The sequence below is a fragment of the Klebsiella sp. JN_Kp127 genome (genome assembly GCF_040062505.1).
Lineage (GTDB): Bacteria > Pseudomonadota > Gammaproteobacteria > Enterobacterales > Enterobacteriaceae > Klebsiella > Klebsiella quasipneumoniae.
This window is the reverse complement of record NZ_JBEAHS010000006.1, coordinates 58,058-75,570: the sequence shown is the minus strand read 5'-3', so window position 1 is coordinate 75,570 and position 17,513 is coordinate 58,058. Positions and strand designations below refer to the sequence as shown.

Below are 17,513 nucleotides of genomic sequence, written 5' to 3'. Positions count from 1 at the left end.
TGGACATCCAGATGGCTAATATTATTTCGTTGTATCTTATGCTTTTTACGCAGTTGTCAGCCAGCGGCGGCTATGAAAAATTCGTTAAATCAGAAGATTAATTGCCGCACGGGAGCAGTGATGAGCGCGAATCGCCTTGAGATGCATAACATTAGCCTGGCCTTCTCCGGCTTTCAGGCGCTGAACAAGGTGGCCTTCACCCTTCATGGCGGGTCGGTGCATGCCCTGACCGGCGCCAACGGCGCGGGTAAGTCGACGCTGATGGCGGTGCTGTGCGGCACCCACGCCCATTATCAGGGCGAAGTGACGATCAATAACCAGCCGGTCACTATTCGTTCGCCGCGGGATGCCAAACAGCTGGGGATCCACCTGGTGCAGCAGGAGGTGGACGTGGCGCTGGTGCCGGGCATGAGCATTGCCGAAAACATCATGCTGGACAGGCTGGCGGAGCCGGGGACGACCTTCCGCTGGTCGCGGGTTCGGCAGCTGGCGCGCGAGGCGCTGGCGCAGCTGGACGTGGCGCTGGACGTCAGGCGCTCTATTGACAGCTGCACGCTCGCCGAAAAACAGCAGATCCTGCTGGCCCGCGCCCTGTCGCACCATTGCCGCTTTCTGATCCTCGATGAACCCACCGCGCCGCTGGATCAGCATGAAAGCGAACGCCTGTTTGCGGTGGTACGCCGTCTGCAGCAGCAGGGGATCGGGGTGGTGTTTATTTCGCACCGCATCCACGAGCTGAAGGCGATCTGCGACACCCTGACGGTGCTGCGCGACGGGCGTCTGATTGAGAGCGGCCCGATGGCGCCGCTGAGCGGGGAACAGATTGTCGAAAAGATGCTGGGCCACGAGCTGAGCGATATCTTCCCGCCGCCGCGTCCACCGCACGGAGAAGAAGTGCTGCTGCAGGTGGAAGGGCTGCACGATGAGGCGCTGCTGCAGGATATCTCGCTGCGCCTGCGTAAGGGGGAAATTCTGGGTATCGCCGGGCTGGCCGGGGCGGGCAAAACCGAGCTGTGCAAAGCGCTGTTCGGCGCCAGCAAAAGCCGGGTGCAGCGCGGCGAGCTGAACGGCCAGCCGTGGCGGCCGCGGGATCCCGCCGACTCGGTGGGGCGCGGCCTGGCGCTGGTCCCGGAGGAGCGGCGCAAAGAGGGCATTTTCATCGAAGAGCCGATCGCGATGAACCTGGCGGTCAGCGCCGATAACCACTTTTCGCGCTGGAGCCTGTTCGGCCATCGCCAGGCCTGGCGCTGGGCGGAGGAGGTGATAGCCCGCCTCGGCGTGCGCGCCACCGGTCCCGGTCAGACGCTGCGCCGTCTGTCCGGCGGCAATCAGCAGAAGGTGGCCATTGGCAAATGGTTGCGCGGCGATGCCAACGTTTTGATTTTTGACGAACCGACCAAAGGGGTCGATGTGAAAGCGAAAACCGATCTGTTCATGCTGATCGATGGTCTGGCGCGGGAAGGCAAAGGGGTGATTTATGCCTCGGGTGAATTCGCCGAGCTGGTCGGTTTATGCGACCGCATCTGCGTACTATGGGACGGACGGATCGTGGCGGAGATCCCCGGCGCGGAAGCCCGGGAAGAGACACTGCTTTATTATTCAACCGGAGGAGCGGCAGCGTGAGCAAGGCCCTGGCAGTGAACGCGACGGTATCGGGCCGTCAGCGATTTTTTGATTTTCTCTATAAGTGGGGCATGTTGCTGACCGTGGTGCTGCTGGTGGCGGTCTTTGGCTTCGCCTCGGACAACTTCCTTGACCCGTTCAACATCATCAACATTCTGCGCTCGATAGCCATCGTGACGGTGATTGCCATTGGGGTGTCGATTTCCCTCACCATCGGCGGCTTCGATCTGTCCGTCGGATCGACGGCGTCGCTGGCCAACGCCCTGGTGATCTCCCTGTTTGTCTGGCACGGCCTGGGGACCACCGAAGCCATTCTGATCACCCTCGCGCTCTGCACCCTGGTGGGGTTGTTTAACGCCTTTCTGATCGTGGTGCTGCGCATCCCCGACATGCTCGCCACCCTGGCCAGCCTGTTTGTGATTCAGGGGGTGGCAATGACATACAGCTACGGCGGGTCGATTACCGAAAACATGGTGCTGCCGAGCGGCGAGATGGCAGAAGGCACCATCCCGGCGGCGTTTGGCGCGCTGGGCCAGGTGCCGACCATCGTCATCATCATGCTGGTGGTGACGCTGGTCGCCCAGCTGGCGCTGTCGTTCACCACCCACGGCCGGCGGATGTACGCCATCGGCGGCAACCCGGAGGCGGCGCGGCTCTCCGGCCTGCGGATCACGCGTTATAAAGTGGCGGCGTACGTGATTGCCTCGCTGCTGGCCGGGCTCGGCGGCATTCTGCTGGCCTCGCGTATCGGATCGTCGCAGGTTAACGCCGGCGGCGGCTATCTGATGGACGCGGTGGCGGCGGCCTGGATCGGCTTTTCGCTGGCCGGCTCCGGCAAACCGAACGCCCTGGGGACGCTGGTGGGGGCGGTGATCCTCGGCGTGCTCTCCAACGGGCTGGTGATGCTCTCGGTGCCGTATTACGCGATGGACATTATTAAAGGGCTGGTACTGGCTGGCGCGCTGGCACTGACCTATTTTCAGCGCCGTACTTAACATTTTACAGGGTAAACCGCATGAAAAAGATCGCACTCTCTCTCATTACGCTGGGTCTGCTGCAGTCGACGGCGGCGCTGGCCACCGCCCCGACGCCGGTGCCGGCGGCCATTGCCGAACACAATGGCCCGATCCGCATTGCAGTGATCCGCAACCTGGGGTCTGACGATAACACCACCCAGTTTGTCGCCGGGGCGCTGCAGGAAGGCAAAAAGCTCGGTTTCAAAATCAGCACCTTCCTGAGCAACGGCGATGACGCCAAATTCCAGGACTTCGTCAACCAGGCGATCAGCCAGAAATACGACGGCATTATTCTCTCCCAGGGGCGTGACCCCTATTCGACGGCCCTGGTGAAGAAGGCGGTGGACGCCGGGATCAAAGTGGCGGTGTTCGATACCGCGGTGAGCGGCGAGATCCCCGGCGTGACGGTCAGCCAGCAGGATGACGCCTCACTGACCGATCTCTCCTTTGGCCAGCTGGTGAAAGACTTCAACGGCAAAGCCAACATCGTCAAGCTGTGGGTGGCGGGTTTCCCGCCAATGGAGCGCCGTCAGGCGGCTTACCAGACGCTGCTGAAGCAAAATCCGGGGATTAAAGAGCTGGAGTCGATCGGCGCCGTTTCGTCCGATGTGCAGGGAGATACCGCTAACAAGGTGGGGGCGATCCTCGCCAAATATCCGAAAGGGAAAATCGACGCTATCTGGGGCACCTGGGATGCCTTTAGCCAGGGGGCCTATAAGGCGCTGAAAGAGAACGGCCGCACCGAGATCAAACTCTACAGTATTGATATTTCCAACCAGGATCTGCAGCTGATGCGCGAAGCCGGCAGCCCGTGGAAGGTGAGCGTGGCGGTGGATCCGAAGCTTATCGGCGCGACCAACGTGCGGCTGATCGCCAATAAGATCGCCGGCGAGCCGACGCCGGCCACCTACGACTTCAAGGCGGCGGCGATCCCGCAGGCGCTGCTGGCGGCCCAGCCGGGGGCGGTGAACGTGGCCACGCTGGGGAAAATCATTCCGGGCTGGGGCCAGACGGAAGACTTTATCGCGCCGTGGTTTGCGACGCTGGAAGCGAAAAACAAATAAAACGAAGCCGGGTGGCGGCGGGGGCGGCCTGTTGCCCTTTCCCACAGGGAGAGGGGGAAAACCAACAGCGCCCTTAGGCCCGGTAAGCGCAGCGCCACCGGGCGAAAGGAATTCCCTATGTCAGCATTACCTTCCCCAGAATACAGCCGCAATATGCGGCTGATCGGCCATAGCGACCAGGGCGGTCGTCCGGACGGCGTCCAGCTGATGGTGCATCGCGGATTCGCCTATATTGGCCATATGGTGTCGCAGGGTTTTTCCGTGGTCGATGTTCGCGATCCGACCCGGCCCACCACGGTCAACTATATTGCCGCGCCGCCGGGCACCTGGAACGTGCACCTCCAGACGCATGACGATCTGCTGCTGGTGATCAACGCCCGGGATCTGTTTGCCGATGCCCGTTTTGCCGATGAGAAGGTGTACTACACCCGCTCGGTGGGTGACACGGTCAGCGATGTGCAGGACAACGGCTGGAGCGCCGGGCTGCGCGTGTTTGATATCTCCACGCCGGATAAGCCGCGTGAAATTGGCTTTCTGTCGCTGAGCGGTATCGGCATTCACCGCATCTGGTACGTCGGCGGCCGCTGGGCGTATGTGTCCGCGCTGATCGACGGTTTTACCGACTACATCTTCCTGACCATCGATCTGGCCGATCCGCGTAAACCGCAGGTTGCCGGGCGCTGGTGGCTGCCGGGGATGCACCAGGCGGGCGGTGAAACACCGGACTGGCCGCAGGGCAAACGCTATGCGCTGCACCACGCCATTATTGCCGGGGATACCGCCTACGGCAGCTGGCGCGACGGCGGCCTGACGCTGCTGGATGTCAAAGACCGTACCCATCCGACGCTGATCAGCCATCGCAACTGGAGCCCGCCGTTCGGCGGCGGAACGCATACCGCGCTGCCGCTGCCGGATCGCGATCTGCTGGTGGTGCTGGATGAGGCGGTGCTCGACAATCAGGAGGACGGCGAGAAGCTGATCTGGCTGTTTGATATTCGCGAGCCGGCGAACCCGGTGAGTATCTCGACTTTCCCACAGCCTGATGAAATCGACTATGTGGCGAAAGGGGCGCACTTCGGGCCGCATAACCTGCATGAGAACCGGCCGGGGAGCTTTGTCAGCTCAACGCTTATCTTCGCCACCTATCAGAATGCCGGCGTGCGGGCGTACGATATTTCCAACCCGTATCGTCCGCTGGAGACCGGGGCGCTGGTGCCGGCTGCTCCTGAGAGGATGATGGATACCCGTCCCGGCCGCCCGCGGGTGATCCAGTCCTGCGATGTGTTTGTCGATGCGCAGGGCATTATCTACAGCACCGATTACAACGGCGGGCTGTCGGTGATTGAGTATCTGGGGTGAGGACAAGGTCAACGCAAAATTGTGCTCGCATGTCTGCCGGGTGGCGGCTTTCGCCTTACCCGGCCTACAAAAGACTGCAATATCAAACCGTCATGCGGTTATCTGTAGGCCCGCGCAAGCGCAGCGCCGCCGGGCAATCCCAGAAGAATGCACTTTTTTAGGGTTTGCTCCCTCTACCAGGGGAGAGGTCTGGGGTGAGGGCAAGGTCAACGCAAAAAGGCAATGACAATTGCCTTTTTCTGGCTGATGACAAACCTGTTTCGTTATTGTGCTCGCATGTCTGCCGGGTGGCGGCTTTCGCCTTACCCGGCCTACAAAAGACTGCAAGATCAAACCGTTATGCCGTTATCTGTAGGCCCGCGCAAGCGCAGCGCCGCCGGGCAATCCCTGAAGATTGCACTTTTTTAGGGTTTGCTCCCTCTCCCTGGGGGAGAGGGCTGGGGTGAGGGCAACAGGCCGCGCTCAGCTGTACTGGCGCACCCGCGCCAGCAGCTCGTCGACGCTGTCGATACGCTCGGCCAATACGATCAGCGCTTTGCCCAGGGTAATGGCGTGGCGCAGGCACTCATGCCGCATAGCGTCATCCTGGATAGTGTCGATATCCGCGACGTGCGACAGCCCGACGCTGCGGCGGATCAGTTCGCTGCCGCAGAAGCCGACCGCGTCCGCCCAGACCTTTTTCAGAAAGGCGGAGGCGTAGCCGGGGTAAGCCAGCGCCGCGTCGCGGGTTTTCTCCGCCGCCAGCGCCTGGAAGCGCTCGGCAAAGGTGGTCCACAGCTGGTGGATGTCGTTCAGCCGCTGCTCGCGCGCGGCGGCGGCGTCGCGAATGCCGAGCTGGCCCGGCAGGCCGCAGTAGTTCAGCAGCAGGTTGCCGATGGCGGTGCCGATATCGAAGCCGATGGGGCCGAAGTAGCCGAACTCGGCGTCGATGGCCTTCAGGCTGCCTTCGGCAACGAAAATCGACCCGCTGTGGATATCGCCGTGCAGCAGCGCTTCCGCATGGGCAAAGAAACGGTGCTTCAGCGCCGCCACCGCCAGCTTAAGCTGGGCGTCGTCGCGCAGGGCGGCGACATCGGCCTCCAGCTCCGCCGGGTAGTTATTGCGCGCGTGGATCTGATACGGGTCGTTAAAGAACAGATCCTCGGTGATCTCGCACATCGCCGGGTTAATAAACTGCGCCACCTGCGCCTTTTTCTCGTGGGGATGGAGATAGAAATCGCTGGTGTGAAACAGCACCTGCGCCAGATAGTCGCCAAGCTGGCGGGCCGCCTGAGGGTAGTAGACGTTAGCGATAAGCTCCCCGCGCCAGATGCGGTGGTCAGAAAGATCTTCCATCACCATCACCGCCAGTTCGGGATCAAAGTGATGGATTTTTACCGTGTGCTGCGGGCTGTGCTGATAGTGGGCGACCAGGGTCTGCGCTTCCAGACGGGCGCGGTCAAGGGTCAGCGGCCAGGATTCGCCGACGCAGCGCACGTAGGGCAGGGCCTGTTTGACGATCGCCCGGCTGACGCCCTGGCGATCGAACACTTTAAACACCAGATTGAGGTTGCCATCGCCCACTTCCTGCGCGCTGACCAGCTCAGATGGGTTGTCGATGCCGGCGAACTGCTGCGCGTAAGCCACGGCGTCGTGGGCGGTGAAGGTATGGTATTGCGACATTGCCTCGATCCTCGAATTCTGATTAAGCCGTTCAGACGTCTATACTTCTGGATTTCATCCTGACACAATGTGATACAACAACGCAACAGGGATTTAACGACATGCAGACATTACAGACCACCAGCCTGCGGGTGAGTGAAAATCAGCTTTTTATTCTCGACCAGCAGGCCTTGCCGCAGGAAAAACGCTGGCTGGCGGCGGATAACGTTGCACTGCTGGTGGACCATATTCACGCCCTGCGGGTGCGCGGCGCGCCGTTGATTGGCCTGTCCGCCAGCCTGCTGCTGGCCCTGCTGGCCCAGCGCGGCCTGAGCCGGGACGAACTCCAGCAGGCGCTGGAGACGCTGCGCGCGGCGCGGCCGACGGCGGTCAACCTGATGAATAATCTGGATCGCATGAAGCAGGCGCTGGCCCGGGAGGATTATCCGCAGGCGCTGGAAGCGGAAGCCCTGCGTCTGGTCGAAGAAGATAAACAGCTGTGCGACCGCATCGCTGAGGCAGGCAGTGCGCTGGTGAAGCCCGGTAGCCGTCTGCTGACCCACTGCAACACCGGTGGCCTGGCGACCGCCGGGGTGGGGACCGCCCTGGGCGTTATCGCGCTGGCGCACCGGCAGGGAAAGGTGGCCAGCGTGTGGGTCGATGAAACCCGGCCGCTGCTGCAGGGCGGACGTTTAACCGCGTGGGAGCTGGGCGAGCTGGGCGTGCCCTATCAGCTGATCACCGATTCAATGGCCGCCAGCCTGATGGCGCAGGGGCAGGTGGATGCGGTGTGGGTCGGCGCCGACCGTATCGCCGCCAACGGCGATGTGGCGAATAAAATCGGCACCTATTCGCTGGCGGTTTTGGCCCATTACCACCAGATCCCGTTCTACGTCGCTGCGCCGCAGACGACCCTCGATCGCCATTGCCCGAACGGGGCGGCCATCCCCATTGAGCAGCGCGCCGCGGCGGAAGTGACCGGGGTGGCGGGCAGCTTTGGCGCGGTACAGTGGGCGCCGACCGGGGCCGCCGTTTACAATCCGGCGTTCGACGTCACGCCTGCCGGGCTGATTAGCGGCTGGGTGCTGGACAGCGGGGTGGTCACCCCGGCGCAAGTTGCCGCCGGGGCGTTTGCGCCGGACCACGGATAGCGGACCATGTGCCGGGCCTGGAAAAAACGGTTTCCCGGGCCCGGGCAATCGCCTGGCCGCTACGGCAGGACCATCGCTACCGCCGGGGCGGAGGGCTGGTCGATACGCTGACCCAGCGCGGTGATAGCCGCCTGGAAGGGACACAGCGTACCGACGTCGGTCTGACGGCAGCCCGGCTGACGCCACTCCTGACGCAGCATCGGGTGCTGCGCATCCGGCGTCTGCAGACGACGCAGGTCGTCGAGGCCTTGCGCCTGGAAATAGACCCGCAGATAGCGTTCCCCGCTCTTCGCGTCGCGCCAGCGCTCCAGCACCAGGCTACTGCCCGGCGGGATATTTCCCCGGCTGTAGCCCGGCAGCTGCCAGCTAAAGTTCATCAGCGTGCGCACCATGGCGATATTGGTGTCATGGGCCACCAGCAGCAGCCAGCGTACGTTCGGATTCGCCTCTGGTTTGACGCCGTCGAGCATGGCGTTGAGCAGCACCGACCCGCGTTTTTGCGCGGTATACAGCACGTCGTTGCTCAGATCGTAGTTTTCCGTTAACAGCGGCAGCAGGGCGGTGATCTGACTGGCCTGGGCGATCTTGCCCCACGCCAGCTGGCTGAGAGGCAGGTTTTCACTCCAGCCGAGACGCAGCGTCTCCACCATATTGGCCATCACGCTCAGTCCGCTAATGGTGGTTTTCCCGCTTTTACTCTGCTCGACCTGCCACGGGGTGTCGAAGACCGGACAGGGCTTATCGGCCTGACAAACCGCCTGTTTCAAAAGCTGGATGGCCGGCTCCAGCGCCTGCCGACGCTGCGCCAGATCCCCGGCCTTCTCTTTTACCGCCGCCAGCTGGCGGGCGGGGTCGGTTTGCGTGGCGGCGAATTTGTCGGTCTGAAACAGCGGATCGGCGTCCCCGCTGACGTAATGGATAGCGACGCCGCAGCCGGGGAAGGCGCCATCCACCAGCGCCTGGGCGGTCGCCCGCGTCCGCTGCAGCGGGCTGGCGCGCACGTAAATCGACTCCGCCGTCGGGCATCCCGCCTGCAGCAGGCCAAGCTGGCGATAGTGCTGGCCTTCCTCACGCCCTTTATTGACCACGGCGGCATAGCCATGACCGGTGAGCTCGCCGTCATGGGTGGTCCACTCGGTCCACGGTCGTCCGGTGGCGGCCTCGATGGCTTCCCGGTTGCCGGCCGTCGGCGGACGAATCCCGTGGCGGCTAAGCTCCACCACTTTCTCCAGCTGCCAGTCCGCGGCGGCGGCAGATTGCAGCGCCAGCAGCGGCAGCGCGCAGGCGATAAACAGGCGTAACAGCCCCTGATGTCTTGCAGGCATCATATCTTCTTCCTTAATTCGTTAATCGGTTATGAGGAGAACGAGGTCTGCCGTTCGACGGCATGGCGCCGGGCGACGATGGCGGCAGTGGTAAAACAGAGTAGCGCGGAACCCAGACCGGTACCCACCCAGAACAGCGCCAACGTGCTGAAATCATACAGCGTTTTGCCATTCTCAAGGATAGCCGTTTTATCAATAATGATCCCGGTGAGAAACTCGCCCAGGCCGGCGCCGGCGTAGCTGGCGATGCCGATGGTGCCGAGCGCGGCCCCCGCCGCTTTGCGCGAGGAGATATCGACGGCGATCAGCCCGCCGAGAAAGCAGGTCAGAGCGCCAATGGTTGCCCCGAAGATAATCATCGCCAGAATATCAGTGTAATAATTGTGCGGCGACCAGAGCATCAGGGCGAAGCCGGCGGTGTTCAGCAGGCTGATAAACCCGGCCATCACGCTGCGGTTGCGCGGGAAAAAGCGGTCGGAGAGCATGCCGGCGATGATGGTCCCGGCGATGCCGGCGATGGCGTTGACGCCGATAATCCCGGAGGCCTCCAGCGTGGAATAGGCTTTATCCTGCTCCAGAAAGAAGATCCCCCAGGAGTTGACGGCGTAGCGGTCGATGTACATAAAGGCGGAGGCGAGGGCGAGGGTCCACAGCGCCGGATTGCGCAGCGCCAGCAGCTGGTTTTTAAACACCGAGCCGCGGGCTTCGGCCTCTTCCTGCGGTTCATCGCGGATGACGTTGATGGACGGGAAGCCGCTGCTCTGCGGCGAATCGTGCATGAACAGCACCAGCAGCACCACGCCGGCGGCGCCGAGCGCGGCGGTGGACAGGTAGCCCATCTGCCAGCCAAACCCGGCGATCACCGCGGCGATCACCATATAGGTGACGGCCTCGCCGATATTATGCGCCGTCGACCAGATGCCATAGAAGGTGCCGCGCTCCTTAACGCCGTACCAGCGCGCCAGCGAGACCGCGCAGGGGCCGACGCCCATCGACTGCGCCCAGCCGTTGATCCCCCAGAAGATGGCCAGCAGCAGGGCGTTGGTGGTCATCCCCATCATCAGGTTCATCCCGGCGCTGAGCAATAAACCGAGGCTCATATAGCGCACCACGTTGGCGTGATCGGCGATAAAGCCGTTGACCAGTTTGCCGATGGCGTAGCTGAAGAACAGGGTGGAGCCGATCATGCCGAGCTCCGTCGGGGTGATCCCCAGCTCCACCAGCGCGCTTTTGGCGACGGTGAACGATAACCGGCAGACGTAAAAGGTGACGTAGGCCAGGGTCATGGCGATAAAGGTTTGCCAGCGCACCCGGCGAAAACGGTGTTCATCAAACGCGGCGCCCGCTTTCGGCGGCGACGCCCGGAAAAAAGCGATAATTCCAGACATAGGTGGTTCTCCGCAGGTCGGAGGCCTGACTGATTGATGTGGTTCGTCCGTGAATGAAGTTATCGTTACTGTGTAGAGTACATAATCAGAAATAGCCTGACCCGTAAGGGTTAATGTAATGGTTGTAGGATCATCTTTTTCAGCTGCGGGTAGAGCGTCTGGCTGGCCAGCAGCAGCGGGTTGCCGCGCTGGATCCCCTCCTGCGCCAGAAAATCGTTGCTGGCGCCGCCCGCTTCGCGCATCAGCACCAGCCCCGGCAGGGCGTCCCATGGGTTCATGTGCGGCTCGTAGTAGCCAATCAACCGGCCTGCCGCCGCCCAGGCGCTCATCAGCGCGCCGGAGCCGTTGCGGATAAACATGCCGCCGTCGCTGAGCAGCGCCTGCAGAAACGGCAGAAAGTCCGCCGGGGTGACGCGATGCGAGGTGCCGACGCCCATCACCCCCTCCCTGACCGTCGTCGCGGGGTGCGGACGGATCGGGGCGTCGTTGAGCCAGGCGCCATGGCCCCGCAGGGCGTGAAACAGCTCGCGATGGTTAGGGTCATAGACCACGCCGATGACCGGTTCGCCGTCGGCGACGATCGCCAGCGACAGGCACCAGGTGTGCAGGCCGTTGAGGAAACAGCTGGTGCCATCGATGGGGTCGACCACCCACAGCACCCGCGCGTCGGACAGGCGGGCGCCGCTCTCTTCGCCGAGAAAGCCATCCTCCGGAAACGCGCTCTGAATGCGCTGTTTCACAAAGGCCTCCACCCGCTTATCGGCCACGCTGACCACATCCTGCAGATCGTCGCCCTTATGGTCGACGGTCAGCGCTTCGCGTTGTTGATAGTATTCAAACGCCAGCTCAGCCCCCGCTTTCGCCAGCTCGCAGGCCAGGCGGTAGCGGGCCTGTAGCGCTTCTGATTCCTGAGATTGCATAGTGACTCCCTATTTTGCACACGTGTGCATTTTGCGTGAAAAAAACAGCCCCGAAGGGCCGAATGAGTGTGGCCGGGTTTCACAGAAGATTCTGTGATCGATCCAGCATAAAATGATTTTTTCATTTCGCACTTTGACGAATAATTAGTTTCACCGGCACTTCGCGATGGCGCGAGGGCAGGCTGAAGCGGGCGATCCGCGTCATCAACAGATCCACCGCGTGGTGGGCCAGCAGGGCGGTATTCTGTTGAACGGTGGTGAGCTGATAGGGGCGCCAGTCCGCCTGCGGGATATCGTCAAAGCCGACGATGGCCGGTAGCGGGGCGGCGGCGGGGGCGTCCCGCAGGCCGTCCAGGGCGCCCAGCGCCAGCATATCGGTGGCGCAGAACAGGGCCTGCACCCCGGGGTTTTCAGCAACTAATTCTCTGGCGGCCTGGTGGCCGGCCTGATAACCGCCGCCGTCGCAAAAGCGGCTGGTCACCGTCATGCCCGACGTCTGAGCGATAAAAGCGTCATAACGCTGGCGGGTGCTGAAGTTCTCGCGATTTTCGCCAATAAAGCCAACCTGCCGCCAGCCTCGACGACTGAACAAGCCCGCCACCAGCTTCGCCCCCTGGGCGTTATCGCTGCACACCCGGTCGCAGCCGGCGAGGTCCGCATGACGGTTGATCAGGGTGACGGGGATCTTGCGCGCCAGGTACTCTTCCGCCAGCGACAGCGGCGGTGCGCCGGAGGTGATGATCACGCCGGCGACGTGGTAGCTCAGCAGCTGTTTAAGCGAAGGGGCGAGCTGCTGCGGATCGTCAGCGTTCATCAGCAGCGGCATAAAGCCGTTGAGCGCCAGCTGATGGACCAGCGGCGCCAGCAGTTTGCTGCGAAACGGGTTGTCGAAACCGGCGGTGACGATGCCGATAAAATTACTGCTGCCGGTGATCATCGTCCGGGCGATGATATTCACCTGATAGCCCAGAGCTTCCGCGGCGCTCAGCACCTTCTGCCGGGTCTTCTCCGACACCGAGGCGCCGGGGGTGAAGGTCCGGGAGACCGCCGAGCGCGAGACGCCGGCCAGTCTGGCCACATCCTCGGCCTTAATCCATTTTTTATCGCTCATCGTCGTTTCGCGCCGTCTGTTTTCCAGGAAGCCGACGCCCGGGCGGGCGTCGGTCACGCACACTGCCTGAAAAGGTATCACAGAAAGGCGCCGACGCGCAGCGCCTTGCGCCTTATGCCGGGTAGCGGATGTGCTCCACCTCACGCTGCAAAATCACCTTACCGTGGCGAATGGAGGTTAGCACCCGCGCCTGGCGGCGGACGGCCTCGTAGTCGTTTTCCGCATCGAGGATCAGCAGGTTAGCCGGGCGGCCTTCGGCGAGGCCGTAGTTATCGCCCAGACAGAGCGCCCGGGCGCTGTTGTCGGTGACGAAGTCGAGGCAGCGCTGCAGATCGTCATAGCCGAGCATATGACAGATGTGCAGTCCGGCATCCAGAATGCGCAGGATATTGCCGTTCCCCAGCGGATACCACGGATCCTGAATCGAGTCCTGAGCAAAGCAGACGTTGATGCCGGCGCGATCCAGCTCCGCCACCCGAGTGACGCCGCGCCGTTTCGGCCAGCTGTCAAACCGGCCCTGCAGATGAATGCTTTCGGTCGGGCAGGAGATAAAGTTGATACCCGAGGCTTTCAGCAGGCGAAACAGCTTCGAACAGTAGGCGTTGTCATAAGAGCCCATCGCGCAGGTGTGGCTGGCGGTGACCTGCGCCCCCATACCGCGCACCCGGGCCTCTTCCGCCAGCACTTCGAGGAAACGCGACTGCGGATCGTCGATTTCATCGCAGTGGACATCCACCAGGCGGCCATAGCGCTGGGCGAGGTCCATCAAAAACATCACCGAACTGACCCCTTTGTCGCGGGTGTTTTCATAGTGCGGAATACCGCCCACCACGTCGGCGCCCATCTCGATGGCGCGCGTCATCAGCCCCCGACCGTCGGGGTAGGATTCAATCCCCTCCTGCGGAAAGGCGACAATCTGCAGATCGATGAGATCGGCGGCCTCTTTTTTCACCGCCAGCAGCGCCTGCAGGGCCGACAGCGACGGGTCGGTGACATCCACATGGGTCCGGACGTGCTGGACGCCGAAATCGCGCAGCATGCCGATGGTTTTCAGCGCCCGCTGGCGGGTGTCCTCCGGGGTGATGCTCGCTTTGCGCTGGCTCCAGCGGGTGATGCCTTCAAACAGGGTGCCGCTGCGGTTCCACTCCGGCTCGCCCGCGGTGAGGGTGGCGTCAAGATGAATATGCGGCTCGACGAAGGGGGGGATCGCCAGCCGGCCCCGGGCGTCGATATCGCCGGCGTCGGCGGTCTGCATCGCGGTTTGGGCGGTCATGCGCTGAATCAGGCCGTCCTGCAGCTCAAGGGTAAACAGCGCCTCCTGGCGGCGCAGGCGGGCGTTAACAATTTTCATGGTTGGTCCTGTAAATGGTTTTGCGATAAACGCCAGATCACCAGCGCGACCGAGGCGTTGAGATGAAACTGAGGGTGGCTGACCGGGTAGCCGGTCAGTTTTTCAATACGCTGGATGCGCTGATGCAGGGTGTTGCGATGGAGACCCAGCCGGTCGGCGGCCCGCACCACGTTGCCGTTCTCCTGCTGCAGGGTCTCGAGGGTCTCCAGCAGCAGCCACGGCGCTTTACGGCCCGGCTCGATCAGGCAGCCCAGGGTGTCGTGCATAAAATCGTTGAGCAGCGCCGGGTCGCTGACCGCGGACAGCAGTTTGATAAACCCCAGCTGCTGATAGTCGCTGATCCGCTGGGTCGGCCGCAGGGTATCGCAAAGATCCAGCGCCTGTCGCGCCTGCGACAGCGCCCGCGGGTAGCCCTGCAGCTGCCTGACCGGCGCGGAAAGGCCGCAGAGCAGCGACAAACTCTCTTCTCCCTCCGCCAGCGTCTGCAGCCACTGCTGCAGCCACTTTTTCTGCTGAAAGCCTTCCCCCTCCTCATCCGGCAGCAGGAAAAGGAACATGTTGCTGCGCTCCAGCAGCGGGAAGGGGTTGCCCTGCTGGTTGAGCTGCAGCTGCAGCTGCTGGCGCACGCTGCGGTGGGCCTGCTGCAGCCAGGCTTCGGCCTGTTCGGGCGGAAACTGGCGAAACAGGCGGGACAGTCCCTCCAGGCGCAGCGCCGCCAGCCGCAGCGGGCGGGTAAAATCGAGCTGCTGGTGGAGGGCGCGCTGGTGGAGCATCTGCAGGTCCGGATAGTCGCCGGTGACCAGCTGCATCAGGATGTCGCGCTGCGACTGCAGGGCGCTTTCGCTGCGGACCAGCGCGGTGCCGACCCGCTCGGTGACAATCACCATCTTCAGCAGGTAGGGCTGCTCGATCAGCGGAATGCCCAGCTCGTCGGCAAGGGCGATCAGCGTGGCGGGAATGGCGTGGATATAGGCCTCGCCGGTGAGGATCACCATCCCGGCGATGCCGCGCTGTTTGCCCTCCATCAGCAGCTGGATCAGGTTGGCTTCATCCCGGGGATGGTTGATGCCAGTGATAAAGACCAGCTCGCCGCCCATGATCCACTCGGCGATATGCTCATTTTCCGCCACGTAGTACCAGCGTACCGCCCGCTGCAGCCCTTGCTTTCCCGCCCGCAGACGCAGGGCGGAGAGTCCCTCAAGGGCCAGCAGTTCGCTGACCGTCAGGCTCATGGCTCCTGCTCCGCGACGGCGGCAGGCTGACGCTTGCTTAGCAGGGTCAGGGCGATATAGACCAGCGCGGAGACGGTGATCCCCACCAGCGGCGCGATCCACGGCGACAGATAAGCCACCACCGCGCCGGCGGCGTAGGCGCCGAGTCCCAGCCAGTTAAAACGCGGCAGGCGGGCGTTCTGCAGCAGGGGATAGCGCCCGCCGCGGGCGAACCAGTAGTCGGCGAGGATCACCCCGCCGATGGGCGGGATAATGCTGCCCAGCAGCACGAGGAACGGGATCAGCATTTCGTACATACCGCCAATGGCCAGCACAATGCCCACCCCGGCGGCGGCGAGGGTCAGCGTGCGGCGACGTTCGCTGCGCAGCAGATGGCAGGCGGCGGCGGAGACGTTATAGATGGTGGGGCCCTGGATAGTCAGTAGATTGAGACACAGCATGATCACCGCGGCCACCGACAGCCCCTGCAGGATCAGCACTTCGACGATATCGGCCTGTTGATAGACGATAGCGCACCAGGCGCCGGCGACGATCATCAGCCCGTTGCCGACGAGGAAGCTGCCCATGCTGGCGAGAATGGCGGTACGGCTGGAGTTGGCCAGCCGGGTCCAGTTTGTCGCCTGGGTGGCGCCGCTGGCGAAGGTGCCAAAGACCATGGTGATGGCCGCCGACCAGGTCATGGCGTCGCCTGGCGCAATGCGGGTCATCGCCTGCCAGCCGCCGGCGTGGCGCAGCGCCAGATACATGGAGACCACCAGCAGCACGAACATCAGCGGCACCGACAGGCGCGACAGCGCGTCCAGCCCCTTGTAGCCCACCAGCGCGGTGACGCAGAACAGAATGCCAAACAGCACCATCAGCGGCAGGGTCAGCGCCTCGGGCAGGGCGAGGATCTTCACCAGCGAGATAGCGACCGTGGCCGTCCCCCACGCGTACCAGCCCAGCTCGGCAAAGCCAAGGATAAAATCGGCCAGCTTGCTGCCGATCTCGCCGAAGCAGAAGCGGCCCATCAGCACCGTATTCAGGCCGCTGCGCGCGGCGATCCAGCCCAGCGATGCGGCATACAGGGCCAGCAAGGCGTTGCCGATGACGGCTATCCACAGCAGATTGACGATGGAAAAGGAGACGCCGAGTTTACCGCCGGCGAACATCGTGCCGGTGAAAAAGGTAAAGCTGAATAACACCATGGCGATGGAAAATACGCCTTTGCGTCCGGCGGCGGGCGCTTCGACGAGGGGAAAATCATTGCTGTTTGACATCCTGGAACCTCTGGCTGGTTAGATGGGCGGTGATAGCCGGAAGTAGCAAGAGATGTGCCAGGAAAAACCGGGCACGGGGAATAGCGCGCGGTGTGCAACATGCACAGTTATTGCAGGATGCAGGGGGGTTAATGCCATTTTAGTGTGCATTCTGCCATGTTTTGCACCAGTCGGGGGCAGAGGAGAGCGGCGACGGTATTCCCGGCGCAGGCGGAGAATTTCAGCCAGCAGAATCCGCCAGCGTTTTGGCGCCAGACAGGAGGGAATCATAGCGGACTCACCGCGGTTGGTTAAATTGCTGTGAATAAAGGTTATTTAATATGCATTTATGATATAACCATTTGTCTTATGTGTGTTTCCTGAAATATTGTTCCCTCCGGTTAGCGGTGTTAGTATCGGGTAAATAGCCATTTAGACGGCTAAATAAATCATCGCTAACCTAAGGAACTGCTATGTGGCAAGAAAGACTCGCGCAACTGGTTACCACCTGTCATTGGATCGGCGCGAAAGGCTGGGCGCCGGCGACCGGCGGCAATATGTCGGTGCGTCAGGATGACACCTGGTGCTGGCTAAGCGAGTCGGGCCGCGACAAAGGCAGCCTGACGACCGAGGATTTCCTGCAGGTGGAGATCGCCACCAACCAGGCCCCTTCCGGACGGAAACCGTCGGCCGAGACCGGCCTGCACACGCTGGTCTATCGCCTGTTCCCGGAGGCCAACGTGGTGCTGCATGTGCATACCGTCAACGCCACCGTGCTGTCGCGCATCGAAAAAAGCGACACGCTGGCGCTGCAGGGGTATGAAATGCAGAAAACCCTCAGCGGGCAGCACAGCCATCTCGACACCGTTCCGGTCGCCATCTTCGATAACGATCAGGATATTGACGCCCTGGCGGCGCGGATTGCCGATTATGCGCAAACCCGCCCGCTGCGCTACGGTTTTCTGCTGCGCGGACATGGTCTGACCTGCTGGGGGAAAGATATTCAGGAGGCCCGCCGACAACTGGAAGGGCTGGAGTTCCTGTTCGAGTGCGAGCTGATGCGCCGCCGCTACGAGCCCTGAGCCGGAGCAGGT

Annotated in this window: 14 protein-coding genes; 6 read left to right on the top strand and 8 right to left on the bottom strand. The window is 62.5% G+C overall.

Going from position 1 to position 17,513, the window contains the following annotated elements; genetic code table 11:
• Window positions 1–120: 120 nt before the first annotated feature.
• From ABLV04_RS04570 to ABLV04_RS04555, 4 genes are all read left to right on the top strand, one after another.
• Window positions 121–1,623, top strand: a complete 1,503-nt coding sequence (locus ABLV04_RS04570; RefSeq protein ID WP_241515643.1) for a sugar ABC transporter ATP-binding protein — start codon at window positions 121–123, stop codon at window positions 1,621–1,623.
• Window positions 1,620–2,618 (top strand): ABC transporter permease, encoded by a 999-nt coding sequence (locus ABLV04_RS04565; RefSeq protein WP_032455088.1) that lies wholly within the window; start codon window positions 1,620–1,622, stop codon window positions 2,616–2,618. The genes ABLV04_RS04570 and ABLV04_RS04565 overlap by 4 nt, the downstream gene beginning before the upstream one ends.
• A gap of 20 nt (window positions 2,619–2,638) precedes the next feature.
• Entirely contained in the window at window positions 2,639–3,703 is a 1,065-nt protein-coding gene (locus ABLV04_RS04560) for a sugar ABC transporter substrate-binding protein (RefSeq protein ID WP_032455089.1), read from the top strand.
• A gap of 117 nt (window positions 3,704–3,820) precedes the next feature.
• Entirely contained in the window at window positions 3,821–5,062 is a 1,242-nt protein-coding gene (locus ABLV04_RS04555) for an LVIVD repeat-containing protein (protein WP_348815402.1), read from the top strand.
• Between the two features lie 462 nt (window positions 5,063–5,524).
• On the opposite strand, the gene mtnK is transcribed toward ABLV04_RS04555, so the two are convergent.
• Complete coding sequence (gene mtnK / locus ABLV04_RS04550; RefSeq protein ID WP_023288798.1) at window positions 5,525–6,724, bottom strand: S-methyl-5-thioribose kinase; 1,200 nt, start codon at window positions 6,722–6,724, stop codon at window positions 5,525–5,527.
• 101 nt (window positions 6,725–6,825) lie between these two features.
• Here mtnK and mtnA point away from each other — a divergent pair, with 101 nt between their 5' ends.
• A complete protein-coding gene (gene mtnA / locus ABLV04_RS04545) occupies window positions 6,826–7,854 on the top strand; it encodes an S-methyl-5-thioribose-1-phosphate isomerase (RefSeq protein WP_023288799.1) in 1,029 nt (342 codons plus the stop codon).
• A gap of 59 nt (window positions 7,855–7,913) precedes the next feature.
• Here the strand turns inward: mtnA and ABLV04_RS04540 are convergent, their stop codons facing one another.
• From ABLV04_RS04540 to codB, 7 genes are all read right to left on the bottom strand, one after another.
• Window positions 7,914–9,182: a histidine phosphatase family protein gene (locus ABLV04_RS04540; protein WP_130940751.1), complete on the bottom strand. Its 1,269-nt coding sequence runs from the start codon at window positions 9,180–9,182 to the stop codon at window positions 7,914–7,916.
• Between the two features lie 26 nt (window positions 9,183–9,208).
• Window positions 9,209–10,567, bottom strand: coding sequence for an MFS transporter (locus tag ABLV04_RS04535; protein ID WP_023288801.1), 1,359 nt, complete (start codon window positions 10,565–10,567; stop codon window positions 9,209–9,211).
• A 110-nt stretch (window positions 10,568–10,677) separates the two neighbouring features.
• Complete coding sequence (locus ABLV04_RS04530; RefSeq protein ID WP_023288802.1) at window positions 10,678–11,487, bottom strand: inositol monophosphatase; 810 nt, start codon at window positions 11,485–11,487, stop codon at window positions 10,678–10,680.
• Window positions 11,488–11,608: 121 nt separating this feature from the next.
• Complete coding sequence (locus ABLV04_RS04525) at window positions 11,609–12,565, bottom strand: LacI family DNA-binding transcriptional regulator (RefSeq protein WP_072096504.1); 957 nt, start codon at window positions 12,563–12,565, stop codon at window positions 11,609–11,611.
• A gap of 145 nt (window positions 12,566–12,710) precedes the next feature.
• A complete protein-coding gene (codA, locus tag ABLV04_RS04520) occupies window positions 12,711–13,949 on the bottom strand; it encodes a cytosine deaminase (protein WP_064158176.1) in 1,239 nt (412 codons plus the stop codon).
• The gene (locus ABLV04_RS04515) at window positions 13,946–15,181 is read right to left on the bottom strand and encodes a PucR family transcriptional regulator ligand-binding domain-containing protein (protein WP_023288805.1); all 1,236 of its coding nucleotides are present in this window, start codon (window positions 15,179–15,181) and stop codon (window positions 13,946–13,948) included. The genes codA and ABLV04_RS04515 overlap by 4 nt, the downstream gene beginning before the upstream one ends.
• Window positions 15,178–16,440: a cytosine permease gene (gene codB / locus ABLV04_RS04510; RefSeq protein WP_032455098.1), complete on the bottom strand. Its 1,263-nt coding sequence runs from the start codon at window positions 16,438–16,440 to the stop codon at window positions 15,178–15,180. Before codB ends, ABLV04_RS04515 begins: the two co-directional genes overlap by 4 nt.
• Window positions 16,441–16,892: 452 nt before the next feature.
• On the opposite strand from codB, the gene ABLV04_RS04505 reads away from it, so the two are divergent.
• Complete coding sequence (locus ABLV04_RS04505; protein ID WP_008805607.1) at window positions 16,893–17,501, top strand: methylthioribulose 1-phosphate dehydratase; 609 nt, start codon at window positions 16,893–16,895, stop codon at window positions 17,499–17,501.
• The last annotated feature ends 12 nt before the right edge of the window (window positions 17,502–17,513 follow it).